The 26,034-nt window shown below is 27.1% G+C and carries 20 protein-coding genes; 15 read left to right on the plus strand and 5 right to left on the minus strand.

Annotation, left to right across the window (positions count from 1 at the left end; all coding sequences use genetic code 11):
- Nucleotides 1-304: 304 nt before the first annotated feature.
- From AVANS_RS02065 to fliP, 4 genes are read right to left on the minus strand one after another with little or no spacing between them, the layout of a single operon-like run.
- The gene (locus AVANS_RS02065) at nucleotides 305-3,322 is read right to left on the minus strand and encodes an efflux RND transporter permease subunit (protein ID WP_239818000.1); all 3,018 of its coding nucleotides are present in this window, start codon (nucleotides 3,320-3,322) and stop codon (nucleotides 305-307) included.
- Nucleotides 3,323-4,054, minus strand: coding sequence for an efflux RND transporter periplasmic adaptor subunit (locus AVANS_RS02070; RefSeq protein ID WP_239818001.1), 732 nt, complete (start codon nucleotides 4,052-4,054; stop codon nucleotides 3,323-3,325).
- Nucleotides 4,055-4,062: 8 nt separating this feature from the next.
- Nucleotides 4,063-5,319: a TolC family protein gene (locus AVANS_RS02075; RefSeq protein ID WP_239818002.1), complete on the minus strand. Its 1,257-nt coding sequence runs from the start codon at nucleotides 5,317-5,319 to the stop codon at nucleotides 4,063-4,065.
- An 8-nt stretch (nucleotides 5,320-5,327) separates the two neighbouring features.
- Nucleotides 5,328-6,062, minus strand: a complete 735-nt coding sequence (gene fliP / locus AVANS_RS02080; protein WP_239818003.1) for a flagellar type III secretion system pore protein FliP — start codon at nucleotides 6,060-6,062, stop codon at nucleotides 5,328-5,330.
- Between the two features lie 73 nt (nucleotides 6,063-6,135).
- On the opposite strand from fliP, the gene glmU reads away from it, so the two are divergent.
- From glmU to AVANS_RS02115, 7 genes are read left to right on the plus strand one after another with little or no spacing between them, the layout of a single operon-like run.
- Nucleotides 6,136-7,422 carry a bifunctional UDP-N-acetylglucosamine diphosphorylase/glucosamine-1-phosphate N-acetyltransferase GlmU gene (glmU, locus tag AVANS_RS02085; protein ID WP_239818004.1) on the plus strand — a complete coding sequence of 429 codons (1,287 nt, stop codon included), beginning with the start codon at nucleotides 6,136-6,138 and terminating at the stop codon, nucleotides 7,420-7,422.
- Complete coding sequence (gene coaBC, locus AVANS_RS02090; RefSeq protein ID WP_239818005.1) at nucleotides 7,422-8,585, plus strand: bifunctional phosphopantothenoylcysteine decarboxylase/phosphopantothenate--cysteine ligase CoaBC; 1,164 nt, start codon at nucleotides 7,422-7,424, stop codon at nucleotides 8,583-8,585. Before glmU ends, coaBC begins: the two co-directional genes overlap by 1 nt.
- On the plus strand, nucleotides 8,578-9,153 hold the full coding sequence (locus AVANS_RS02095) for a hypothetical protein (RefSeq protein ID WP_239818006.1): 576 nt from the start codon (nucleotides 8,578-8,580) through the stop codon (nucleotides 9,151-9,153). Before coaBC ends, AVANS_RS02095 begins: the two co-directional genes overlap by 8 nt.
- Nucleotides 9,150-9,821, plus strand: a complete 672-nt coding sequence (uppS, locus tag AVANS_RS02100) for a polyprenyl diphosphate synthase (RefSeq protein ID WP_239818007.1) — start codon at nucleotides 9,150-9,152, stop codon at nucleotides 9,819-9,821. Before AVANS_RS02095 ends, uppS begins: the two co-directional genes overlap by 4 nt.
- Nucleotides 9,811-10,581 (plus strand): A24 family peptidase, encoded by a 771-nt coding sequence (locus tag AVANS_RS02105; RefSeq protein WP_239818008.1) that lies wholly within the window; start codon nucleotides 9,811-9,813, stop codon nucleotides 10,579-10,581. The genes uppS and AVANS_RS02105 overlap by 11 nt, the downstream gene beginning before the upstream one ends.
- Nucleotides 10,578-11,579 carry an LptF/LptG family permease gene (locus AVANS_RS02110; RefSeq protein ID WP_239818009.1) on the plus strand — a complete coding sequence of 334 codons (1,002 nt, stop codon included), beginning with the start codon at nucleotides 10,578-10,580 and terminating at the stop codon, nucleotides 11,577-11,579. Before AVANS_RS02105 ends, AVANS_RS02110 begins: the two co-directional genes overlap by 4 nt.
- The gene (locus tag AVANS_RS02115; RefSeq protein ID WP_239818010.1) at nucleotides 11,579-12,409 is read left to right on the plus strand and encodes a 1-aminocyclopropane-1-carboxylate deaminase; all 831 of its coding nucleotides are present in this window, start codon (nucleotides 11,579-11,581) and stop codon (nucleotides 12,407-12,409) included. The genes AVANS_RS02110 and AVANS_RS02115 overlap by 1 nt, the downstream gene beginning before the upstream one ends.
- 74 nt (nucleotides 12,410-12,483) lie before the next feature.
- On the opposite strand, the gene AVANS_RS02120 is transcribed toward AVANS_RS02115, so the two are convergent.
- Entirely contained in the window at nucleotides 12,484-13,821 is a 1,338-nt protein-coding gene (locus tag AVANS_RS02120) for a sodium/glutamate symporter (protein ID WP_239818011.1), read from the minus strand.
- Between the two features lie 222 nt (nucleotides 13,822-14,043).
- Here AVANS_RS02120 and AVANS_RS02125 point away from each other — a divergent pair, with 222 nt between their 5' ends.
- Genes AVANS_RS02125 through AVANS_RS02160 form a run of 8 tightly spaced genes read left to right on the plus strand, consistent with a single transcriptional unit; the run spans nucleotide 14,044 to nucleotide 25,996 of the window.
- Complete coding sequence (locus AVANS_RS02125; protein ID WP_239818012.1) at nucleotides 14,044-15,177, plus strand: metallophosphoesterase; 1,134 nt, start codon at nucleotides 14,044-14,046, stop codon at nucleotides 15,175-15,177.
- A gap of 46 nt (nucleotides 15,178-15,223) precedes the next feature.
- A complete protein-coding gene (locus AVANS_RS02130; protein ID WP_239818013.1) occupies nucleotides 15,224-18,670 on the plus strand; it encodes an acyl-[ACP]--phospholipid O-acyltransferase in 3,447 nt (1,148 codons plus the stop codon).
- A 1-nt stretch (nucleotide 18,671) separates the two neighbouring features.
- A complete protein-coding gene (locus tag AVANS_RS02135; protein WP_239818014.1) occupies nucleotides 18,672-19,628 on the plus strand; it encodes a 3-oxoacyl-[acyl-carrier-protein] synthase III C-terminal domain-containing protein in 957 nt (318 codons plus the stop codon).
- Complete coding sequence (locus tag AVANS_RS02140; RefSeq protein WP_239818015.1) at nucleotides 19,613-20,551, plus strand: NAD(P)-dependent oxidoreductase; 939 nt, start codon at nucleotides 19,613-19,615, stop codon at nucleotides 20,549-20,551. The genes AVANS_RS02135 and AVANS_RS02140 overlap by 16 nt, the downstream gene beginning before the upstream one ends.
- Nucleotides 20,536-21,366 (plus strand): MBL fold metallo-hydrolase, encoded by an 831-nt coding sequence (locus tag AVANS_RS02145; RefSeq protein ID WP_239818016.1) that lies wholly within the window; start codon nucleotides 20,536-20,538, stop codon nucleotides 21,364-21,366. The genes AVANS_RS02140 and AVANS_RS02145 overlap by 16 nt, the downstream gene beginning before the upstream one ends.
- Nucleotides 21,359-22,615, plus strand: coding sequence for a F390 synthetase-related protein (locus tag AVANS_RS02150; RefSeq protein WP_239818017.1), 1,257 nt, complete (start codon nucleotides 21,359-21,361; stop codon nucleotides 22,613-22,615). The genes AVANS_RS02145 and AVANS_RS02150 overlap by 8 nt, the downstream gene beginning before the upstream one ends.
- Entirely contained in the window at nucleotides 22,615-24,786 is a 2,172-nt protein-coding gene (locus tag AVANS_RS02155; RefSeq protein ID WP_239818018.1) for a hypothetical protein, read from the plus strand. The genes AVANS_RS02150 and AVANS_RS02155 overlap by 1 nt, the downstream gene beginning before the upstream one ends.
- A gap of 46 nt (nucleotides 24,787-24,832) precedes the next feature.
- Nucleotides 24,833-25,996, plus strand: coding sequence for a multidrug effflux MFS transporter (locus tag AVANS_RS02160; protein ID WP_239818019.1), 1,164 nt, complete (start codon nucleotides 24,833-24,835; stop codon nucleotides 25,994-25,996).
- The last annotated feature ends 38 nt before the right edge of the window (nucleotides 25,997-26,034 follow it).

The raw sequence follows: 26,034 nt of genomic DNA on the forward strand, positions 1-26,034 counted from the left end.
AATTCCTAATTCAAATTCCTTGATTTAAAAGCTTAAAATGTTTAAGAATTTGATTTAGGAATTAGACCTAAATTAAATCTCTTTTATAAATGCTTTTTAGTTTTCTATCTAGTTTATAGCAAACTTCATAAATTGCTGGAATTGCAAATCTATTTTAAAAGGTATTTTCTAAAAAACTTTAATATTTTAAAAAGTTTCAAAGAATTTGAAATGGGAATTCGATAAAAATAATTTTTAAATTCCTAATTCAAATTCCTTGATTTAAAAGCTTAAAATGTTTAAGAATTTGATTTAGGAATTAGACCTAAATCAAATCTCTTTTATAAATGCTTTTTAGTTTTCTATCTAGTTTATAGCAAACTTCATAAATTGCTGGAATTGCAAATAAAGTAAGTATTGTAGAGCTTATTAGACCGCTAATTACCGCTACTGCCATAGGAGAGTTACTCTCATATCCTGCTCCATGAGAAATAGCTAGTGGAAGCATTGCAAAAATCATTGCTATTGTTGTCATTAAAATAGCTCTTATTCTGCTTTTGCCTGCTATTTTTAGAGCATGTTTAACTTCCATTCCATTATCGCATAGTTTGTTAGCAACATCAATTAATAAAATAGCGTTTTTACCAACCATTCCAAACAATAATATTAATGCAACCAACACAAACAATGAGAATGTATTTCCTGTAATAAATAATCCCACGCAAGCTCCAGCAAAAGCAAGTGGCATAGTAATCATAATAACAAGTGGAACGATAAGGCTTTCATAAAGTGCAGCAAGAACTAAATAAATCAAAGTAAATGCCAAAATCATAACAATAGCAAAGCCTATTATTGTTTCTTTCAATAAATCAATAAAGCCTGTAAAGGTATAGCTTACATTTGAATTACCCAAAATCTTATCCATATTACTTTCAAGCTTAGCTTTAACTTCGCCTAAAGAGATTTTATCAGCACCTGCTGTAATTCTTACAGAGCGAGTTTTGTTAAGTCTATTTATGCTACTACTATCTTTTATAAGCTTAACATTTGCTATGCTTAATAGACTTATTATCCTACCATCCATTGTTTTAATTTGGATTTTTTCTAAGCTTTTTAAATCTTCTTTTTGTGGTTTGCTAAGTTGTAAATAAATATCTTTACTTCCCTTAACATCATCTAAAACTCCAGCATGTACATTTGCAAAAGAAGTTTGAATTACTTGGGCAAGTTCTTGGGTATTTACATTTAGTTTTCTTGCCTTTTCTTTATCTACAAAAACAGCTAAAACATCAGCATAAGCATCAATATCATCAGTAATATCAACAACGCCTTGCAATTCGCTTAAAACATTTTTTGCTCTTCTACTAGCACTAATTAATGAAGCAAAATCATCACCTAATAATACAAATTGTATAGGCTCATCAACTCCCGCTCCTTCAAATTTAGGTATTTCTAAAACTTTTATTTTTAAATCATCAAATACTAAATCTTTTCTTAGATTTGCTACAACTTCTTTTTGTCTTATATCTCTTTGATTAAGTGGTTTTAGTTTTACATAAATTTTTGCTTTTTTTCTATCTTTTGCATCATCATATCCTATTAAAACATAAGCAAATTCTACATTTTTGTTTTCTTTAATTTTTTTAAGGATATTTAATGATGATTCTTCCATAGCTTCTATTGATAGGTCTTTTTTTGATTCAATTTGCACTTGCAATTCGCTATCATCTTCCATAGGTAAAAAATCAAGTCCTATTTTTGGTGCTAAAGAAAACGACACAGCACATAAAACAAGGATTATTCCTATAAAAATCTTTTTATAATCTAAAATAGTATCAAGAGTATTTTCATACCAAAGTTCAAGTTTTTGAAAATATATTTCTGTTTTATCGTGAAATTTGCTTTCGTTTGTATTTAAAAATCTAGCACTTATAGTAGGGACTAAAAACACACAAACTAAAAACGAAATAATTACACCAAAAGCAACGCTCATTCCTAAAGCATTAAAAAATAAGCCTGAAATACTATTCATAAATGAAATCGGAATAAATACACAAAGTAAAACAACGCTAATGCTAAATACCGAAAAGGCAATTTCTTTAATACCAACATAACTAGCCATTAAAGCGTTTTTTTCTGTTTTGATTTTTTTGCTTATGTTTTCTATAACAACGATAGCATCATCTACGAAAATACCTATTGATAGGGTTAAAGCGATTAAAGTTAAACGATTTAAATCATAGCCAAATAAATATATTAAGAAAAAGCTTGATATGATTGAAGTAGGTATTGCAATACTTGCAATGATAGTTGCACTAATATTTCTTAAAAATAAAAATACAATTAAAATTGTTAAAACTACACCCAAACACATATCAAAAACAACTTGCTTTATGTGTTTTAAGATATTTTCTGATTTATCATATACGATTTCAAATTCTATATCTTTATGAAATTCTTTTATACCGACCAAAGCTTTTTTGATATTTTTTACTGCTTCTAAGCTGTTTTGACCTGCTATTTTTTTAAGCTCAAATAATACCCCGTTATCGCCTTTAAAATAAGCAAAGCTTTCTTTTGTATTGTAGTCTGTATTAATTTTAGCAACATCTTTTAAAAATACACCCGGACTAACCCTTAATTCTTCTAATTCTTTTATGTTATTTGAATCAAAATATCCTTTTAGAGTTATATTTCTTGATTTGTTTTCAATATTGCCTAAATAGCTTTTAAAGTTTTGCATTTTGATAAGTTTTAAAATATCTAAAGAATTCAAATGATATTTATTTAACTCATCTAAGTCCAAATCTATTTTTATATTATTTTTTAAAAAACCTACCATTTTAACTTCACCAACGCCTTTTATGCGTTGAAAGTCGTTTTCTAAATCATCTTCAATTATTTGCATTAAAGCATTATCATCTAGTTCTTTTGAAGATACGAAAATACTCATAACAGCACCAGCATCACTTGATACTTTTTCTACACTTGGAGTAAATTCTAATTTCATTTTTGATATTTTTTCACGAATATCATTTACTGCTATTTCAAGGTCTTTTCCTAATTCAAATTCCACAGCAATAACGCTTAAATTATTAAAGCTTTTTGAAGTGATTCTTTTTATTTGGCTAACGCCTGAGATTTGATTTTCTATCTTTTTTGTAACTTGAGATTCTACATAGCTTAAATCAGCATTTGCAAATGTAGTGATTTTTACTAAAGGAATATCTACACTAGGATATAAGTTAATTGGCATTGTAAAAATTGAAATAACTCCAAATATTAACAAGCCTAAAAACGCCATTAATATCGTAATCGGTCTATTTATCGCTAACTTTAACATTTATTTACCTGTAATTATATAGCCTTCACCAAATGAGCCTATTTTTAAATCTTTTGCTAAAACCTCAGCATAAACCTTTCTAGTTTTTACATCTATGCTAGGATAAACTTTACTTATTTTTCCACTTGTTTTTAATCCATCAATTATATACTCGTAAGTATCTCCTACTTTTACTTCATTTATATATTTTTCATCAAAACTCAAAAGCAATTTAACATCAGGATAAGAATCAAGTATAAAAAGTGCTTGAACAGGACTTGCTACACCTTCACCTAATTCTATTAGTTTTGCAGTGATTAAGCCATTAAATGGAGCTTTAAGCTTTTTTTGAGAGATTATTGTTTCGTATTTTTTACTAGCCATATTAGCTGATTTTAATCTTTGTTCTGCTTCGTTTTGTTTAAAGTTAATCTCATCTAAGGTTTGTTCGTTTAGAACTGATTTTACTTGTTGATATCTTTGCTGTGTGCTTGTAGCTAGTTTTAATGCTTTGCTTGCTAGGGTTTGTTGCACTCTTGCTTCTTCTAAACCAACTAATTCTAAGTTATGATCTAGCTCTAATAAAACATCTCCTTTTTTTACATATTGTCCAATTTCTACATTTATTTTATTTACAATACCAAGTGCTTGCATTGATAATTTCGCACTCTTTTGAGCCACTACATCAAAACTTGCATAAATTGGTTCAGCATACAAATTAAAAGCTATACATAAAAATAATAATTTTTTCAAACTAACTCCTATAAATCAATAACAAAATCGCTAATTTTTAAACCTTTATTATACAAAAGTTCTGCTTTTGTTATTTCTAATTTTGCCTTAACAAAGCTAAGTTTTGCTAAAGCACCTTGAGAACTCTCTAAAGCGTTTAAATATTCTACATAGCTAACAAGTCCAGCTTCATATTTTTTAGCAATACTGCTAAAAGCAAGTTCGCTAGCTTGTAATACTTTTTCGTTTGCAATTATTTCTTCTTTTAAATTATCAATCTTTAAATTTAATAATTTTTCTTTTTCACTAGCATTTTTTTTACTAAACATATAAAGTTCTTTAGCGGAAAGCGAAGTGAGTTTTGCGCTCTCATAAGCTTTTTTATCGGCTCCAAAAGCAAAAATATTCCAAGAAAACCCTATAAATAATACATTTGAAAACATTTTATCTTTTAATCTTCCAGTAAGCTTGCTATTAAAAGGAGTATAAATTGCATAGCCTATATTGTTTTTACCAAGTCCTGTGATATTTTTAGCAAAAATTATAGGTTTAAAACCTGCTAAAGATAATTCTTTGTTTAACTCCCCCATTTCATCTTTTAAGGCACTAATTCTTACATCATAAGAATTGTTTTCTTTATCATTTAAAAGAACTGCACTACCTTTTAAAGGTTTATAATGCTCGTTTGTAATTAGATAAATATTACTTAAAATTTCATCTTTTTGATAATTTAAATTTTGTAATTCGTTTTTTACTAATTCAAGTTTTGCTCTAAAAATTTCTAGCTCATCATCAGGCCTTAAACCTACTTGATTTAATTTTTCTAATCTATTCAAACTAGCTTTTAAATATTCAATATGCTTATTTTTATATTCAATATTTTGGGCTAGTGCTAAGTAAGAATAATATAAGCTTACTAATTTTAATTCTAGTTCATTTTTTATTTTTTCTTCTTCTAATTTGTTTAGCTCATAATCTTTTTTGCTTAATTTTATATTTTGCTCTCTTTTGCCATCATATATTAAAGCATCAACTGAAATACTAGAGCTTAATATATTGTTTGGATTTACTAAGTATTTATCCAAATCAAAAGAAACAAAGCCACCTTGTAAGCTAACGCTTGGGTAATATTTGTATTTTATGCTCTCAAAGGTTTTTTCTTTGCTTTGTGTTTCGTAATTTTTAGCTTTTAGTTGCTCGTTGTTTTCTATGCTTTTTAGCATAAGTTGTAAATTACCAGCACAAAGTGCGCAAGACATTAGTAAAGATAAAGATAATTTTTTCATATTTTTTCCTAAGTAAAACTTTTAACCAAATTGCCTATTAATAGATTCCAACCATCAACCAATACAAATATTAGTATTTTAAATGGCAAGGATATCATTACAGGTGGTAACATCATCATACCCATAGCCATAAGAACTGATGATACAACCATATCAATCACTAAAAACGGCAAGTATAATAAAAACCCTATCTCAAATGCAGTTTTTAACTCGCTTATCATAAAAGCAGGAACTAAAGTAACTAAGCTTACATCATCTATGCTTTTAGGATTTTCTAGGTTTCTTAAGCGATAAAATAGTGCTAAATCTTTTTCCCTTGTATTTTTTAGCATAAATTCTTTAAATGGTTTAGTGCTAAGCTCGAATGCTTCTTCATATCCGATTTGCTCTTCTAAATAAGGCTTTATTCCTATTTCGTAAGACTTACTTGCTGCTGGTTGCATTATAAAAAATGTAATAACAAGTGCAAGCGAGATTAAAATCGTATTTGGTGGCATAGCTTGAGTTCCCATTGCCTGTCTCATAAATGAAAACACGATAATAAGCCTTAAAAACGAAGTACAAACAAATATTATGCTAGGTGCAAGTGCTAGTATCGTTAGAACTATTACTACATTTAGCGTTGTTACTAGTTGGCTTGGGCTTTCGGGTGCGCTTAGATTTAGATTTAGCGTTGGCACACTAAGTGGTGCCTCAGCATAAATTAACACTGAAAATAAGCATAATAGCAGTAATTTTTTCACCGATTTCCTTAAAGAGTTTTTAAAAATATTATCCAAAACTTGCTAACATTTTCTTAAAATCAAAAGGAAAAATATGAAAAAAAGTGTTGTTATTTTAGCAGCTGGGTTTGGAACTAGAATGAATTCAAATCTTGCAAAGCCTTTGCATACAATTTGTGGAAAATCTTTAATAAAAATCATCGTTGAAAATGCTTTAAAATTAGCAGATGATGTAACGCTAATACTTCATCATCAAGCTGAAAACATAAAAGAGCATTTAAAAGACTTTAATAATCTAAATTACATCTATCAAGATATGACAAATCATAAAGGAACAGGTGGAGCTTTAATTTCTTATGAGCCAAAAAATGATGAGGTTTTAATCTTAAATGCTGATATGCCATTAATTACACTAAAAAGCTTAGAAATAATAGCTAATACAAAAGCAGATATTGTTCTTAGCACTTTTAATAAATTTGAAAAAAATGCTTATGGAAGAGTAATTAAAGAAAATAACAAAATCACAAAAATAGTAGAGACAAAAGATGCAAACGATGAAGAGCTAAAATGCACTTTATGCAATGCAGGAATATATAAAATGAGTAAAAATGTATTAAAAACATATATTCCAAAGCTAAATAATAACAACGCTCAAAAAGAATACTACATAACAGATGTTATAAAAATGGCAATTGATGATGGCTTAATGCTTTGTGAATGTGTATTTGATGAGCTTGAGTTTTTAGGAATTAATAATAAGCTAGATTTAGAACTAGCTGAGAATATTATGCAAGATAGAATTAAAAATGAGCTTTTAATAAATGGTGTTATTATGCATAATAAATCAAGTATTTTTATTGAACTTGATTGTGAGATTAGTAATGATTGTGAGATTGAAAGCGGTGTTGTTATTAAAGCTAATTCTAAGATTAAAAACTCAAAAATATTAGCAAATAGTATTATAGAAAATAGCATAATAGAAAACTCAAGCATAGGACCAATGGCAAGAATTCGTCCAAAATGCGTTATAAAAGAAAGTAAAATCGGTAATTTCGTAGAATGTAAAAATGCAAAACTTGAAGAAGTAAAAGCAGGGCATTTAGCGTATTTAGGTGATTGTGAGATTAGTAGTGGGGTAAATATTGGCTGCGGTGTAATTATTTGTAATTACGATGGAAAGGCTAAACATATAAGCAAAATCGGTAAAAATGTTTTCGTAGGCTCAAATGCAAATCTAATAGCGCCTATTAGTATTCCTGATGATACTTTAATTGCAGCAGGTAGCACGATAAGTAATAAAGATGCTAAGAAATTAGTGGCAAAAGATTTATTTTTAGAGCGTAGCAAGGGCGTGATTTTTAATAATTTTAAGGATTTTTAATGAGAGTATTATTATGCGTTAGTGGTAGCATTAGCTTTTATAAAAGCTTTGAGCTTATTTCAATGTTTAAAGAAGCTGATATTAAAGTAAAAGTTTTATTAAGCGATGGAGCTTTAAAATTTGTAAACCCTATATCTTATGAAGCTTTATGTGAAAGCGTTTTAACAAGTGATAATGAAAGCTGGGAAAATGATAAAAATCATATAGCTTTTTCTAAAGATTGTGATGTTGTGGTTTTTGCACCTGCTAGCGTAAATAGTATAAACAAACTTGCAAATGGTATTTGTGATAATGTATTTTTAAGCACATTGATTGCATCAAATAAACCTTTAATAATAGCACCAGCAGCAAATACTAATATGTATTTATCAAGCCAAACTCAAAAAAGTTTAGAATATCTTAAAAGTTGTGGAGCTAAGATAATTAAGCCTATTTCTAAGACTTTAGCGTGTGGGGAATTTGGAATAGGAGCTTTAGCTAATACAAAAGATATTTTCTTAGCTACTTTAAAAGAGATTTATAAAGATAAATTCTATATAGGAAAAAATATATTAATCACAGGTGGTGGCACTAGAGAGAGCATAGATTTAGTTAGAAATGTAGGAAATTATTCAAGTGGAACTATGTCTGATGCACTTGCTAAACAAGCTTATTTAAGGGGTGCTAATGTTGTTTATTTAAAAGCTAGATGCGAAGCTATTAATAAAGAAAACTTCACACAATTAAGCTATGATACTAGTGCTGAGCTTTGGGAATTAATGCAAGAATATAAAGAATTTGATTATTTATTTATGTGTGCTGCTGTTAGTGATTTTATTCCGATTAAGCAAGAAACAAAACTAAAAAGAGATGAGTTTAGCGATGAGCTTTGCATTAAAATTAAGCCTAATATAGATTTAGTTGCTAATTATAATTTCACAGGTAAAAAAATAGGCTTTAAGCTTGAATGTGATGAAAAAATAGCTTATTTGAATGCAAAAAAAGCTCTTGTAAATAAGGGTTTAAGTTTGCTATGTCTTAATATTTTAGGAGAACATACTCAATTTGGCTCAAGTAAAAATGAAATATTTTTCTGCGATTATTCAGGTATTAGCGAAGGATTTTACGATACTAAAGAAAACTTAGCAAAAATTATTTTTGATAGAGTAAAAGCTGATGTTTAATGATGTTTTGCCGATTAAATTTAAAGTCTTAGACAAGATGGTGTTTAATCGCTATAAATTATTAATCGGTAAAAAAGAATTAACAACAAAATCAAGCATAGAGCTTGAGCCAAATACTTATTATTTGGCTGAAATTTATGATAAATTAGTTTTTAAAAATCTTCAAGCTGATAAGGTTTTTGCTTATATTGATTATGATTGTTTTGAGTTGTTAAAAATCGCTTTTAGAGATGATTTTAAATATACTCTTATTAATTCTTTACTTCAAACTAACAAAAAAGCTGATTATGATTGCTATAAAACCATGCTTTTTGCATTAAATGAAGATATTTTGTATCTTCCATGCTTACTTGAAAATAAGCCTATTTTAATTGAGTATAGGAAGAAAAAGAATGAATTAGCGATTTATTATGATGTTTTTGCTAAATTAAGTTTAAATTTAAATACTAATAAAATAATAACTAGTTTTTCTAAAGTTAAAGAAATCTGCTTAAATTATTCAAACAATGTGGAAATTTCACCTTATAAAGACGATTTTTTTAGCCTTAGTTTTAAAGGAAAATTATGAATAATTTAAATCATTTAGCCATTATCATGGATGGTAATGGAAGATGGGCTAAAAATCAAGGATTATTAAGAAGTTTCGGTCACAAAGCAGGTGCTAAAACAATAGAAAAATTAGCAAAAGTTTGTATAGAAGAAAATATCAAATCACTTAGCTTGTTTGCGTTTTCTACTGAAAATTGGAAAAGACCTAAAGAAGAAGTTGATTTTATTTTTAAACTTTTAAAAGAATATCTAAGCAGTGAATTAAATAATTTTATAGAAAATCAAATTAAATTCGTAAGCTTTGGAGATATTAGCGTTTTAGATGAAGTTACTAAAGAATTGATTTTAGAATTTGAAGAAAAAACTAAAAATAATTCAAGATTAGTTTTTAATCTAGGTATTAATTATGGTGGAAAAGACGAATTAATAAGAGCTTTTAAAAAGCTTAGTAATTCTAATAAAGAAATTAATGAAGAAAATTTAACTAAGCATTTAGATATTAAAGAAGATGTTGATTTACTCATTAGAACAGGTGGGCATTTTAGGATTTCAAATTTCTTGCTTTGGCAATGTGCTTATGCTGAGTTTGTTTTTACACCTACGCTTTTTCCTGATTTTAGCGATACAGAATTAAGAAAAATAATAAATGATTTTAGAATTTGTAAAAGGAATTTCGGTGGAGTTTGATATATTAATATTTGTTTTTGGGCTTGTTTTCGGCTCGTTTTTAAATGTGCTTATTTTAAGATTACCAGAAAATAAAAGCTTATTTTACCCACCAAGCTCTTGCTCAGCTTGCAATAATAAACTTAAATTTTATCATAATATTCCTGTTATTTCTTGGCTTGTGCTTGGTGGCAAATGTGGATTTTGCAAAAGTAAAATAAGCTGTCAATATCCATTAATTGAGCTTATTGTTGGCTTTATTTTTTTATATACCATTGATGTTTATTCACTTGATGCTTTTATTTATTCAATATTCTTAGCACTTAGCTTTTCTTTACTTTTTGCACTTTGTATTATTGATGTTCGTTATTTAGCAGTTCCTAGCTTTACGCTTATGCTTACGCTTATTTTTGCATTAATTTATACTCATTCACTAGATAGCTTTAAAAATGCCTTGTTGTTTGCAGGTGGGGCGTATTTATTAAAAGCTTTAATTGAAAGTATTATGAATATAAAGGCAAAAAGCGAAGAAGAATGCGTTCAAGTAATGGGAGAAGCTGATATTGAGATAATGGCTTTAATAGGTGCTTTATTAGGCATTTTAGAAGGCTTTGTTGCGATATTTTTAGGAGCTTTAGTATCCTTACCTGTGTTTATGTATTTAAGACTTAAAGGCAAAGAAAACATTCAAGTTCCATTTATTCCGTTTTTAAGCATAGGACTTGCTATTGCTTGGTTTTTCCCAACTATAAGTAAATTTTGCTTAGATTATGTAAGATGATTAAGAAGTATTTATTTAGACAATTTATAGGTTCGTTTTTATCAATATTTTTAACTTTATTTTTAGTAAGCTCAATTATTGTTCTTTTTCAAATAGCAAAAATTACTTCATATATTGAATTAAGCCTTTATGAATTGTTTAAATTATATTCTTTAATGAGCGTAAAACTCATTCTTTTTACAATACCTATAAGCTTTTTTATAACCTGCTTTATGTGTGTTTTAAGACTATCTAAAGAAAATGAAATAATTATGCTTTTTTCTTTAGGATATTCGCCTAGAAAAATCTCTAATTTTTTTAGTATTTTAGCTCTTTTTGTAAGCTCTATTTTATTAGTAATTAGTATTGTTTTTATGCCACTTAGCTTTTCGTTGTATGATAATTTTATTGATTATAAAAGAGCTTTTTCTAAGATAAATCTTAAAAATAATAATTTCGGACAAAAGATAGGAAATTATATTTATTTTGCTAATGAGTCTAAAGATGGCGGTTATGAAGATATTATTTTATATTCTTATAAAGGTGCTAACGAGCAAATCTTAATCGCAAAAAATGGCAAAATCACAAACGAAGATAATAAAATATCATTTTTATTAGAAAATGTAACTTTATATAATTTTAAGCAAAATTTAGAAATTGCAAAGATAAAAAACCTTAATTTTAGCACCTTAATTAATTCAACGATTACTGATATAAAATCTTTTAAAGAATACTGGAAAGATTACAAAAGCCCTTCAAAATCAAAAGAATTAGTAATTTATATAATGCTTAGCTTACTACCGATTGCAAGCGTTCATTTTGCTTTAGCATTTAGCATAATTAGCTCAAGATATGAAAAAAGTCATGAATATTTGGCTATGCTTGTGTTTTTGATAATTTATCTTGTTCCTATGATGCTGTTTTTAAATTATCATTTTTATACGATTATTATTACATTTAGCATAGCGTTTTTTATCTCAAAACTTTGTTTTAGAAAGAAAATCCTTAGTAGGTATTAATGTATTCAAGCTTAAAATTATTTAATAAAAATTTCATAGTTTTAAGAGATGATTTATTAGGCGAAATTAACGGGAATAAAGCTAGAAAATTAGATTTTTTAAAAGATGTTCGCTTGCCATATAAGCATTTAATCTCTTATGGCTCAAGTCAATCAAACGCAATGCAAGCAATAGCCCTTTTTGCTAATAAAAACAATTATAAATTTTCTTTTGTGGTTGCTAGAAAATGTGAAATTACTGGAAATTTAAAAGATGCCATAGATAATAATGCAATAATTTATTATGCTAATAATCCTTTAGAATTCGCAAGAACTTTACATAAAAATGATAATGAAAGTTTTTTGATTAGCGAAGGTGTTTGCGAAGATTATGCAAGATTTGGTTTTCATAAAATGGCAAAAGAAATAAACGCCTTAGCAAAACATATTGATTTTGATGTATTTTTGCCTAGTGGAACATATACAAGTGCAATTTATCTTGAAAAATATCTAAATAAGCTTAATCCTAATATTAGAGTTTTTACCACAAGTTGCGTTAGTGCAGATGAATATTTTATAAAACAAATCAATAAATTAAATCCTAATTCAAATCTAAAATTATTAAAAACTGCTAAGAAATATCATTTTGCGCATTTATATGAAGAACTTTTTGTTATGCTTATGAATATTGATGAGCTTAAGTTTGATTTGCTTTATGATGGGGTTGGACTTAAAGCTATTTATGAAAATCTTGATGATTTTAAAGAAAATATTTTATATATTCATCAAGGTGGTTTAATAGGCTCAAATACTCTAAAAGAACGCTATTTAAGAAAATATAAATTAACATAATTCCTATTTCAAATTCTCATAATTTTTCAAAGAATTTGAAATAGGAATTTCAAGAAAGAAATTCCTAAAAATTATTATAAAAACTTCACAAAGCCGTTAATTATAATAGCATTTACAATATCTACTAAAAATCCACCCATAATAGGAACGATAATAAATGCTATTTTGCAAGGTCCGAAGTGATTAGTTACAGCTTGTAAGTTTGCAATCGCTGTTGGAGTTGCTCCCATACCAAAGCCGCAATGCCCTGCAACAAGACAAGCAGCTGCGTAGTTTTTGCCACATATTACAAAGGTTACATATCTTACATAAATAATAATTGCTATTGTTTGAATTATTAATAATACGCTAATCGGAATAGCTAGTTTTATAAGCTCAACGATATTTAAAGTCATAATTGACATTGCTAAGAATAATGATAAAGCAACGTTTCCGATAACGCCTACTTCTCTATCAAAAACTTTATGAATATTAAGCGAGCTAAAGCCGTTTCTAATAATAATTCCAGCAAATAAGCACCAAACGAAAGTTGGCATACTATCTAAGAAGCTTAATACACTATTAGACTCCATAGTTACTGCACCAGTTACTTTATCAACTACTTCATGTATAGTGATTTTATTTAAAAAATTACATAAATAATCAATAGTATTACCTATTACTAAAGCAAGTGCGATTAAGCTTAAGCTTGTAATAAAACTATCACTTGTTATTAATCTTACTTTTTGTGGGCTTGTGAATGCTTCATCGCTTGAAGTTTCACTGCTTTCTATTTCATCGCTTTTTAGATTAAATTTCTTTACTAAATAGTTTGCCATAGGACCACCTATAAGACCACCAGCAATAAGTCCATATGTTGCACATGCCATTGCTATATCGGTTGCTTGAGAGAAATTATAAGGGCTTGCTTGAAATGTAGCGCCCCATGCTGCACCTGTTCCATGACCACCACTTAGAGTAATTGAGCCACCTAGTAAGCCTATTAAAGGATTTTCACCCATAGCTTTCATTACAGCTACTCCGATACCATTTTGAACTATTAGTAAAACAAAAACAGCAATAGCAAAAGTGATTAATAAACTACCACCTTTTTTAATGCTATTAAAATCAGCACTAAGCCCAACCGTAGCATAAAATGCTAGTAAAAGCGGAGTTTTGATATCTTCTGCAAACTTAATAGTAAAATTAGCATAATAGCTAGACAAGAATAAGATAAATGCAACGATAATACCGCCAGTTACAGGCTCAGGAATATCGTAATTTTTTAAGAATTTTGAGTATTTGGTAATTACTCTTCCTAAAATTAAAACTAGCATAATACAAATAAATGTGCTATAAAAATTAAGCTCAAGTATGCTAGAACCATTATCATTGCTAATAAGTTTAGCAATGCCATAATTTATTGTGTTCATAAGCTCTCCTTTTTATTAAGTTTTTTATTTTGTCTTAAAAGATTAAATTTGTTACAAATATAAGCAAAGTAATTTATTAAAATGTGTAAATTTGTAATCAAAACTATTTTAATCTTAAGGATATTATAAATTTCAAAGAATTTGAAATAGGAATTACGAATTTTGATTTAGTTTAAAAACACTATAAATCTTTATAATAACAAAAACTAAAAAGGATTAAAAATGAATATTGTTTTTAGTATTTTGTATTTTTTGGCTATATTTTTTACTAATGCAAACATTCTTTTAAGAGTAATAAAATTAAATACTTTTAATAAAATTAGAAAATTAATTGTAGCTTTGTTTTCTTTGATATTTGCACTTGAGATAAATATTTTAAGTGATATAAATTTAGTAAAAGAGCTTTTGTTTTATACTTTGATTTTGCTTATTTTTAGCACTTTGGTTTTTTTAATTTTAATGAGTTTTCAATATCTTAAAAATAAGCAGATTTATTCAATAGATTTTGCTAAAAATATTGATATTTGGGAGATTGTAATATTTATTCCATTATTTTGCATATTTTTAAGCAAGATTAGTTTTGAGCTTTCTATCGTTTATACTTTTTTAGCCTTTTTCTTCTTTTATAAAGTATGTAAAAACGCTATCAAAACTCCTAAAATTAAGCAAATTACACTAAGCAATAATAAGCTTAAAAATAATCTTAAAATAGCCCTAATAGCAGATATTCATCTAAAAAGAAATCTAAATGATGATTTTTTTAAAAAAATCGTAGATAGAATAAACGAGCAAAAGCCTGATTTAGTAGCAATTTCGGGGGATTTAATTGATGGCTCTATTAAAGATATTAAATGCCTTCATTATTTAAATGATTTAAGCTCAACTTATGGCACTTTTTATGTCTTAGGCAATCACGAATATTATCACGGAGTTGCAAGCATAGTAGAAGAATTAAAAAAATATAATATAAATATTTTAGATAATAAAAGCATAGAATTTAATGATTTTGTAATCTCAGGTGTAAATGATTTAATGGGAAATAAGCTAAATACCTTTAAGCCTGATATAAATGCCTTAAAACCAAACTCTTTAAAGGCAAATATTTTGCTAACTCATCAGCCAAAATTCGCAAAATTGCATGATGTAAGCTCCTATGATTTAATTCTAGCAGGTCATACTCATGCAGGGCAGATTTTCCCATTTAGCTTAGCTGTAAAGCTTGAACAAGGATTTTTATATGGATATTATAAAAAATACAATATGTATGTAACAAGCGGAGCAGGTTTTTGGGGAGTTGTTGCAAGACTAATTGCAAAAAGTGAGATAGTGATGATTAATTTAACGAGCAAAGAGTAATCATTATTACACTTTAGGTAATATTAGCTAAATTAAGGGGGTTTTAATGGACTTTTTTAAAATTAAAGGCATAATTGCTTTTTTAACAATAGGATTTTTAAATGCCTTTGTAGATTTAGGGCATAAAATTATAATTCAAAATACGATTTATAAGGTTTATGAAGGAAGCACGCAATTATTACTTACAGCTATCATAAATGCTTTGATATTATTACCTTATATTTTCGCATTTTCACTCTCAGGCTTTTTAGCCGATAGATTTTCAAAAAATAAAGTTATGAAAATCTCAGCTTTAATTAATGTATTTTTACTCTTAATAATTTGCTTTTCATATTATTTAGGTAATTTTTATTTAGCATTTATAATGACTTTAATTCTAGGCATACAATCAGCCTTTTATTCTCCTGCAAAATACGGCTATATTAAAGAATTAGTTGGTGTTAAAAAACTTGCTATCGGTAATGCTAGTATTAATGCTGTTAGTATAATAGCTATTTTACTTGGAATGCTAGTGTTTTCGCTTGGTTTTGAAATGCTTTTAGATATTTTTATTAGTAAAGAAGATATTTTAATGCAGGTTGCTCCTTTAGGAATTATCTTAGTTCTTTTTGCATTTTGTGAATATTTATTAGCAAGAACTTTGCCAGAAACTAGAGCAGATAATAAAGATTTAGCCTTTAATAAAGCAGATTATTTAAGAGCAAAATTGCTTAAAAACAACCTTAGCCTAATCTTTAAAAACAATACAATTTGGCTTAGCATAATAGGTATTTCATTATTTTGGGCAATTTCACAGCTTTATTTAGTATCTTTTCCTGTATTTGCTAAAAATCATCTAAACGAAAGCAATACATTTTATGTGCAATTAGTATTAGCAGCAAGTGCAATAGGCGTAATCGTTGGCTCAATAATAGCAGGAAGATTTTCTAAAAACTACATTGAATTAGGGCTTATTCCACTTGGTGCATTAGGTATATTAATATGCTCAATTTTAATTAGTTTTATAAATAGCTTAAGTTTATTTGCCTTAGTATTTTTTATATTTGGAGTTAGTGGAAGTTGCTTTGTGGTTGCGCTTAGCTCTTTAGTGCAATTTAATGCTAAAGAAAATGAATTAGGCGTAGTTTTAGCAGGAAATAACTTTATTCAAAATATTTTTATGCTAAGTTTTGTAATTATTGCAACCTTGTTTGCGTATTTACAAATTGATGTTTTATATTTGTTTTATTTCATTGTTTTGGTTGCTCTTTGTGGCTCTTTATATGTTGTTTTAAAACTACCTTTTTCTTTGGTAAGAATATTAGTAAGTTTAGCGTTTTTGCAAAAATATAGATTATTTGTAAATGGCTTTGAAAATATCCCACAAAATGGCGGAGTGTTGTTGTTAGGAAATCATATTTCTTTTATTGATTGGGCTATTATACAAATGGCTATTCCTAAAAAAGTTCATTTTGTAATGGAGAGAAAATACTATCAAAAATGGTATATTAGAATGTTTGTAAAGCATTTTGGAGTAATTCCTGTAAATCAAGCTGCAAGTAAAGAAGCCTTAGAATTAATAGCTAGTTTTATTAAAAAAGGCGAAATCGTATGTTTGTTTCCTGAAGGCACACTCTCAAGACACGGACATTTGAATGAATTTAAAAGTGGATATGAATTAGCTTGCAAAAATCTTAGTGAAAATGATGGAGTTATCATTGCTTTTTATATTTATGGGCTTTGGGGAAGTTCGTTTTCAAGAAGTAAAGAAGAATATAATTTAAGCAATAAAAAAATATCAAAAAGAGAAATTTCTCTAGCATTTAGCAAGCCTTTAAGTATTCATACAAGTAAAGAAAAATTAAAGCAAAAGGTATTTGAATTATCTTTTATTGCAACAAAACTTCAATGCGATAATCTTACTAGCATAGAAAAATCATTCATTGATACAGCTAAAAAGTATTCATCAAATATAGCTATAAGCGATCCTTTAGCAGGTGAAATAAGTTATAAAAAACTTTTAGCTCTAAGTCTAATGCTTAGCAAAAAAATCCCTAATAATGATAATATCGGAATAATTTTACCAGCTTCTTTTGCTTCAAGTCTAATAAATCTAGCAAGTTTAATCGCTGGAAAGTGCGTTGTAAATCTAAACTATACAGCAGGAATTACTGCTATTAAAAAAGCCATTTTAAATGCAAATATAAAGCATATTTATACATCTAAAAAATTCTTAGAAAAGCTTGAAAGCAAAGGCTTTAAACTTGAGTTAGATAATGTTAAATTAATTTATTTAGAAGATATAGTTAGTCACTTTAAAAAAGAAAAATTAAAAGTATTAAGCTATATATTTATAATCACAATTTTGCCAAGTTTTATGCTAAAGGCAATATTTACGAAAAATTATAGCAATGAAAAAACAGCAGCAATATTATTTAGCAGTGGAAGTGAAGGCACGCCAAAAGGTGTAATGTTAAGCCATAAAAATATTTTAAGCAATATTAGTTCAATCTCAAATGTAATTTGTGCTAGAAATAATGATGTAATTCTTTCATCTTTACCACCATTTCATGCATTTGGCCTAACGGTTACAACTTTTATGCCATTAATTGAAGGAATTAAGAGTGCAAGCTATGCTGATCCAACCGATGCTTTAGGTATTGCAAAAGTTATTGTAAAAAATGAAGTTAGTATTATGTGTGCAACTTCAACATTTTTAGGAATATATGCAAGAAATAAAAAGCTTGATGAGATTATGTTTGAAAGTCTTAGAATTGTTGTTGCAGGGGCTGAGAAATTAAAGCCTGAGATTAAAACAGCATTTGAGTTAAAGTTTAAAAAGAATATTTATGAAGGTTATGGAGCTACTGAGACAACACCAGTTGCTAGTGTGAATTTGCCAAATCAATTTGATAGCACTTATTGGACTTTGCATAGAGCAAATAAAGTTGGAAGCGTTGGAATGCCACTAATTGGCACGGCTATTAGAATAGTTGATCCAAATAGCCTTAAAGAGCTTGGAGTAAATGAAGACGGGCTTATTTTAATAGGCGGACATCAAGTAATGCAAGGATATTTAAACGATACTAATAAAACTAATGAAGTAATAGTAGAAATTGATGGCATTAGATGGTATAAAACAGGCGATAAAGGACATTTAGATGAAGATGGATTTTTATATATCGTAGATAGATATTCAAGGTTTGCAAAAATCGGCGGAGAGATGATTTCACTTGGTTTAGTTGAAGAAATGGTAGCAAAAATTACAGGGGATTTAAAAGTATGTGCAACTTCACTTGAAGATAGCAAAAAAGGAGAATTAATAGCACTTGTAATTGAATGTGATGAGAGTGAGTTTAATAATCTTGTAGATTTAATAAAACAAAGCGAAATGCTTGCAATTTATAAGCCAAGTTTATACATTCACACAAATGCTATGCCTATTTTAGGAAGTGGCAAGGTAGATTATTCTAAAGTAAAGGCTTTGGCAAAAGAATTTGAATTAGGAATTTAAAATGAGAAATATTGATATAGCAGGAATAGGAGTAGCTTTACCTAGAGAAGTTAGTAATGATGAGCTTGAGAAGAAGTTTAATCTATCAAGTATAGAGAAGGTTACAAAGCTAAAATCAAGACATTTTTTTGATGATGTAAAGGATATTGATGAATATATTTTAAAAGCCGTTGATGAAGCTTTAAAAAATGCAAATATTACTAAAGATAAAATCGCTTGTATTATAAGTTCTGGTGCAGTAAATAAAATGGCGATTCCATATAATGCTTCAAATATTCATAGATTATTAAAGCTTTCAAGTAATGTTGGAAGTTTTGATGTGAATATGACTTGTTTATCATTTTTAAGAGCATTTGATATTGCTAGTAGAATGATTGAAGAATTCGAATATATTTTATTTGTTAGTGTTGATGTAGCAAGTGTTGGGCTTGATTGGGAAAATCTTGGCACAGCAGGATTATTTGGAGATGGTATTAGTGCAGTTATTTTTAAAAAATCATCAAGCGGGGGACTAATTAAAAGTAATTTTTACACTTGCTCAAGTGGTTATGAGATTTGCACTTTAAAATCAGGTGGGTATTTGTATAATCCAAGAGATTATAAAGACCAAAGCAAATTAGGGCAATTTTGTATGAATGGCAAGGAATTATTTAGGCTTGTAATGAATGAAATGCCTGCATTTTTAGCAGATTGTAATATAAATTATGATGAAATTTCTTATATTATTCCACATCAAGCAAGTTTTAGTTCTTTAAAAAACGCTATAAAATATTTAAAATTGCCTAGCGAAAAAATTATAAATATTTTTGAAAACCACGGAAATCAAATAGCATCATCACTTCCAATTGCACTTAATTTCGTAATTAAAACCAAAGACTTAAAAAGTGGCGAAAAATTATTATTTTTAGGCACTGGTGCAGGGGTTTCGCTAGGATGTGTATTATGGCAAAAACCTTAGATTATATTTTAACAGGTGCAACTGGTGGCTTAGGAAGGGCTTTTGTTGATTATATTAATGATAAAGATAGTATTTTAGCTCTTGGTAGAAATGAAGTAATCGGAGCTAGTCTAAATGCTAATTTTAAAAAATGCGATTTAAGTAATTTAGATGAGGTTTTAAATGTATTTTCAAAAGCAAATTGTCTTATACACTCAGCTGCTTTAAGTTCTGCTTGGGGTAGTTTAGATGAGTTTTATAAGCATAATGTTTTAGCAACTTCAAATATTATAAAAGCAGCAAAAGAACATGGTATAAAAAAGTTAATCTTTATTTCAAGTCCTAGCATTTATTTTGATTATACAAATCGCTTTAATATTAAAGAAGATTTAGTGATTAAAAAATTTGCAAGTTTATATACATATACAAAGTTTTTAGCAGAGCATTTAGTTTTAACTTCAGGTTTAAAATATGTGATTTTAAGACCTAGAGGGATATTTGGAGAATATGATAATGTATTGCTTCCAAGGCTTAAAAAGCTTAATTTTATGCCTTTAGTAAATGATGAGGTAATTTGCGATATAACATATTCAGCAAATGTAGCTCATGCTATTTATTTAGCTAGTAAATGTGATGAAAATTTAGTTTTTAATATAACAAATGATGAGAGCTTAAAATTAAAAGATGTTTATACTTTAATACAAGATATTTTAGAGCCAAATTTAAAGATAAAAAAAGTAAATCAAAAAGCTTTAAAAATATTTGCAAATACTAGCGAACTTTTAGCTAAAGCAAAGCTTATAAAAGAGCCTTTGATTACAAACTATACCTTAGGCTTAATATCTTATTCTCAAACGCTAGATATTAGCAAGGCAAAAGAGATTTTAGGATATGAGCCAATTTATTCTATCAAAGATGGGCTTTTAAAATGCAAAGTAAAATAATAAAAGCAAAGGTTTATATAACAGGCTCTTGTAAAAGTTATAAAAATATAGCCTTAAGTAGTGAGAAATTGCAAAAGACTAATTTTTTAGCCTTGAGTGTTTATTTTGAAGTACTTTTTCGGGGTAAAGTTTTAAATGTTTTATTTGATAGTGGATATTCTAAGCATTTTTTTAATGCAACTGCAAAATTTCCAAATAAATTATATGCACTAATAACTCCTGTAAAGCTTAAAAAAAGCCTAAAAGAATTGCTTGAAATTGATGGAATAAACAAGATTGATTATATTTTTATATCTCATTTTCATGCTGATCATATAGGTGGTTTGCTTGATTTTAAGGATAGTTTTTTTGTAAGTTCTAGGAGTGAATTTGAAAAATTATTTAATAAAAATAATTTATTAGCATTAAAAAATGGCTTTTTAAAAGAGTTAATTCCAGATGATTTTTTAGAAAAGTTAGTTGATATTGAAAGTTTAACAAAGATAAAAAATGAATTATTTGATGAGTTTTTATGGCTTGATGTTTTTAGGATTTTTAGATTAGATGGACATGCAAAGGCTCAATTTGGTTTAGCTTTTAAATATAATGATTTAGAAGTATTATTAGTTTCTGATGCAGTGTGGGATATAAAAAGTATTGAAGAAAATATAAAGCCTTCTAAGATAGCTAATTTGCTTTTTGATGATAGTAAAAAATTTTATGAAACTTTAGAAAAATTACAGATTTTTTCTAAGCAAAATCCTAATGTTTTAATAGTTCCAAGTCATTGCGAAAGCAGTATAAATAAACTTATAAAAGGGCTAAAAAATGCTTAAAAAACTTTATTTATTTTTAAAGACTTTTATACTTACAAAAGACTATAAATCAAGGCAAAAACTAAATAAACATCAAGCAAATTCCTTATTCAAATTCTTAAAAAATTTAAATAGTGATTTTTATCCAAAATCATTAGATTTAAAGGATTTTAATATTATTGATAAAAAGATTTTTATGGATAATTTTTCTAAAATAAATACCTTAAATATTGATGAAAAAACAGCATTTAATATAGCTATAAAAGCAGAAGATAGTAGGGATTTTTCTTCTAAATTAAAGATAAAAAACAAAAACATTACAATAGGACTTAGCTCAGGAACTTCGCAAAATCGTGGAGTGTTTTTGCTAAGCGATGAAGAAATAGCTATTTGGAGTGGCTATATGCTTAAAAAAATGCTACCAAAACCATATTTTAAAAAAAGAAAAATAGCCTTTTTCTTAAGAGCAAATAGTAATTTATACGAAAGCACTAATAAAAGCTTTTTAGAATTTAGATTTTTTGACCTTTATAAAAATATAAAAGAGCATATAACTAGCTTAAATGCTTATAAGCCTGATATTTTAATAGCACCTGCAAGTGTTTTAAGCTATCTTGCAAATGCTACTAATTTAGATATAAAACCTTGCAAAATTATTTCAGTTGCTGAAACGCTTGAGCCACATATAAAAGATAAATTAAAAGCTAGATTTAATCAAACAATACACGAGATTTATCAATGCACTGAAGGATTTTTAGCTCATACTTGTAGTTTTGGGCATTTGCATTTAAATGAAGATATTGTGTATTTTGAAAAAGAATGGCTTGATGAAACTAGATTTGTTCCGATTATTACGGATTTTAAAAGACAAACCCAACCTATTATAAGATATAGATTAAATGATATTTTGCATATTGATAATAGCCCTTGTGAATGTGGCTCAGCTAGAATTAAAATTAGTAGAATTGAAGGAAGATGTGATGAGATAATTTATCTTAAAGATAAATTTAATAAGGATTTTTTGCTTTTTCCTGATTTTTTAAGAAGAGTTGTTTTAAGAACAAAAGAAATTAGTGAATATTGCTTTGTTTTTAATAAGCAAAATTATGAATTATTTGCTTATATAGACAATTTAGAATACGAACTTGAACTTAAGAATAATTTAGAATTTTTATTTAAAGACTTAGATATTATTAGTCCAAAAATTATGATAAAGCAATATGAAAGATTTGAATTTATGAACAAAAGAATTAGAATAAAGGTCATTTAATGCGTGTATTAATCACCGGTGCAAGAGCTCCTGTTAGCTTTGAATGGTTAAAGATTTTAAAAAACGATGAATTAATTTTCGCTGATTCAATTGATTTTATTTTGCTAAATAAAAATATAAATTATATAAAAATGCCTAGCCCTAGATTTGATTTTTATAATTTTTGTAATGAGTATTTTAAGCTTTTTAAACAAGTTGATAAGATTATTTGCAATTGTGAAGAGATTTTTTATATAGCACAGGCAAGGGATTTGTATTTAAAGGCAAATCCTAATGAAGAATATAAATTCTTTATACCTAAAACTTCTTTTTTACTTACTTTTCATAATAAATTTAGTATTTTTTCAGCCTTAAAAGATATGAGAAATTTAAGTTATAAAAATGTAAGCATTAAATATCCAAAAAGTTATTATATAAATAATGTTAGCTTACTTAAAAAGTATGATTTAAGTAAGTTTATTTTAAAGCCTATTTATTCAAGATTTGGCTTAAATGTGATTAGAAATATTGATATAAATAAGCTTAATATTAGTCTAAATAATCCTTATGTTTTGCAAGAAAAAATAAATGCTAATCAAATTTGTAATTACGCAATATTTGAAAATGGTATTTTAAAAGAGCATATTGTCTATGATAGTAGGTATTTAATCAATAATTCAGCAGGCTCTTATTTTGTAAGAATTGATGATGAAAATATTAATAAATGTATTTTTAATTTTATGCAAGAATTAGGAATTAATTTTAAGCTAAATGGGCAAATTGCCTTTGATTTTTTAATGCAAAAAAATGATGAAAAAATCAGCTTATATCTAATAGAATGCAATCCTAGAGCAACAAGTGGTCTTCATTTTATAAACAATGCTAATTCTCATTTAAGAGTTGGAAAAAGTATTTTATATATGTTTTTTGTAAAATCCTTAAAAGAATTAAAGCTTGCAAAATTATTTAAAGATTACTATAAAGCAAGCGATGTTTTAAAGGAATTTGAAATAGGAATTAAGGATTTTATTTTTTATATTTATGGGCTTTTTAGAGTGTCTTATAATTTAAGTGATGCAAGCACAAAAGATATAGAATTTAACGCTTTAAACGATTATTATTTAGATGATATTAAAGAAGATGATTTTAGCACTAGATTTTTAAATGCTTTTTATGAGCCAACGAACGAACTTATAAAAAATGTAAATGTAAATATCAAAAAACTTGATAATATTTTTTATACGGACATTATTTATACTAATGATAATCAGTGTTTTACAGCGTCTTTAAGAGGGCTTATTTATATTGCAAAAGATGAATTAATAAAGCTAGAAAATCCTTTTATAAGGCAAGTTTGCAAGGCTTTAATTAGTATTTTTGAAAAAATAATTAAATATATTGATGATATTGTTTTTATAAATAATCATTGTTTTAGCACTAATTTATATGAAAAACATTGGGAAAATTATGAATTTTTAAACACTAAATTTTTAAACGATTTTTCTAAACTAAAAAATACTAAAAAAATCCTAGCTTTAAGATGTGTAAATGAAGTGCAAAATCCACATTTGTTTAACTTTTTAAAAAATAATGATTTTGTAATGCTAGCTACTAGGCAAGTGTATTTGATGAATGATTATGAATTATTAGAGCTTTCAAGAGATTTTAAAGATGATAAAAAGCTCTTAAAAGACTTTAGTTTTATAAAAGTAAATGATGATTTTGCTGAGGCTTTAAAGCTTTATAATGAATTATATTTAGAAAAATATTCTTATTTTAATCCACAATTTTCTAGCGTTTATTTATCTAATTTAGAAAAAAATAATATTTTAGACTCTTATTACATGCTTGATAAATCGCAAGAAATTGTAGGATTTGTAAGCTTTATGCAAAATAATGATTATATAAGCGTTCCTTTGCTTGGCTATAAAATGAGTAAGCAAAAAGAACTTGGCACTCTTTATAGAGCCTTGCAATGCTTTATATTAGAGTATTGTAAAAATACTAAAAAATTTTTAAATCTAAGCTCAGGTGCTCCTATTTTTAAGACAAATCGTAAATTAAGTCCTTGTATTGAATATAGCTTTTTATATATAAAACATTTGCCGTTTTTAAAAAGATTTATTGTTTTAATACTAAGTAAAATTTCTACTAAGTTTTATGCAAAAATTTTGAAAAAATACAAATTATAAATTACCAAATTAAGGCAATATCAGTTTTTAAAATTAGGAGTATTTTATGAAAGAAAAATTTTTTATTTTAATTTTAGCATTTTTAAGTGCTATTGCGCCCTTAGCAACTGATATGTATTTACCGGCCTTAAGTTTGGTTCAAGATAGTTTTAAAACAAGTGAATATTTTATCCAGCTTAGCATTGCAAGTTTTTTCGTAGCATTTGCTTTGGGACAATTAATCTATGGTCCTTTAAGCGATGTTTATGGTAGAAAAATACCTTTAATTATAGGTCTTAGTATTTTTATAATTTCAAGTTTTTTGTGCTTTTTGGTTGATGATATTTATACTTTTATAGCTTTAAGATTTATGCAAGCTCTTGGCGGTTGTGCTGGAGTTGTAATAGCTAGAGCCATAGTAAATGATTGCTTTTCTAAACAAAAGGCTGTTGCGGTATTTTCATTAATGATGATTAGCTCAAGCATAGCTCCTATGATTTCTCCTAGCATTGGTGGATTATTGCTTAAATATTTTTCTTGGCAAAGTATTTTTATAACTCTTTTTGCTTTAGGAATAGTTTTATTATTGCTAAGTATTTTTTATCTTAAAGAAAGCAATAATAATAAAATCGCTTTTTCAATCTTTAATATTTGCTTAGCTTATAAGAGTGTTTTATCTAAAAAAAGCTTTATAATTTATGTTTTAAGCTCAAGTTTAATTATGTGTTCTTTGTTTGCTTATATTAGTGGTTCTAGCTTTGTTTTTACTAAGGTTTTTAATATTAGTTTGCAAGAATATGGACTAATTTTTGGTATTAATTCTTTAGGTTTTATGATTGCTGCTAGGCTTAATATTTATTTTACAAATAAATTTAGTGTAGCTAAAGTGATATTTTTTGCTTATTTAATAATGTTTATTAATTCTATACTTTTAATAATTTTTTCTAATAATTTTTACACTTTTAGCGTGTTTTTATTCTTAACTTTATGTATGCTAGGCTTTATTACCCCAAATCTAGTTACAAAAGCAATGAGTAAATCAAAACGCTTCTCAGGAAGTGCTTCGGCGATTTTAGGTGCTTCGCAATTTATTTTCGCAGGATTTGCGGCGTTTTTAGTAGGGGTTATGAATGCTAATACAAGCTTTACTTTAGCCTGTGTTATTAGTGTATTTTGCTTATTATCTAGTATTTTATATCTTTTAAAAATAAGAATAATTAAATTGTTTTAAGTCTAAAATTATGAAATAGGAAGTAATTTCCTATTTCT

This window comes from Campylobacter sp. RM5004, from assembly GCF_022369455.1.
Taxonomy (GTDB): Bacteria; Campylobacterota; Campylobacteria; order Campylobacterales; family Campylobacteraceae; genus Campylobacter_E.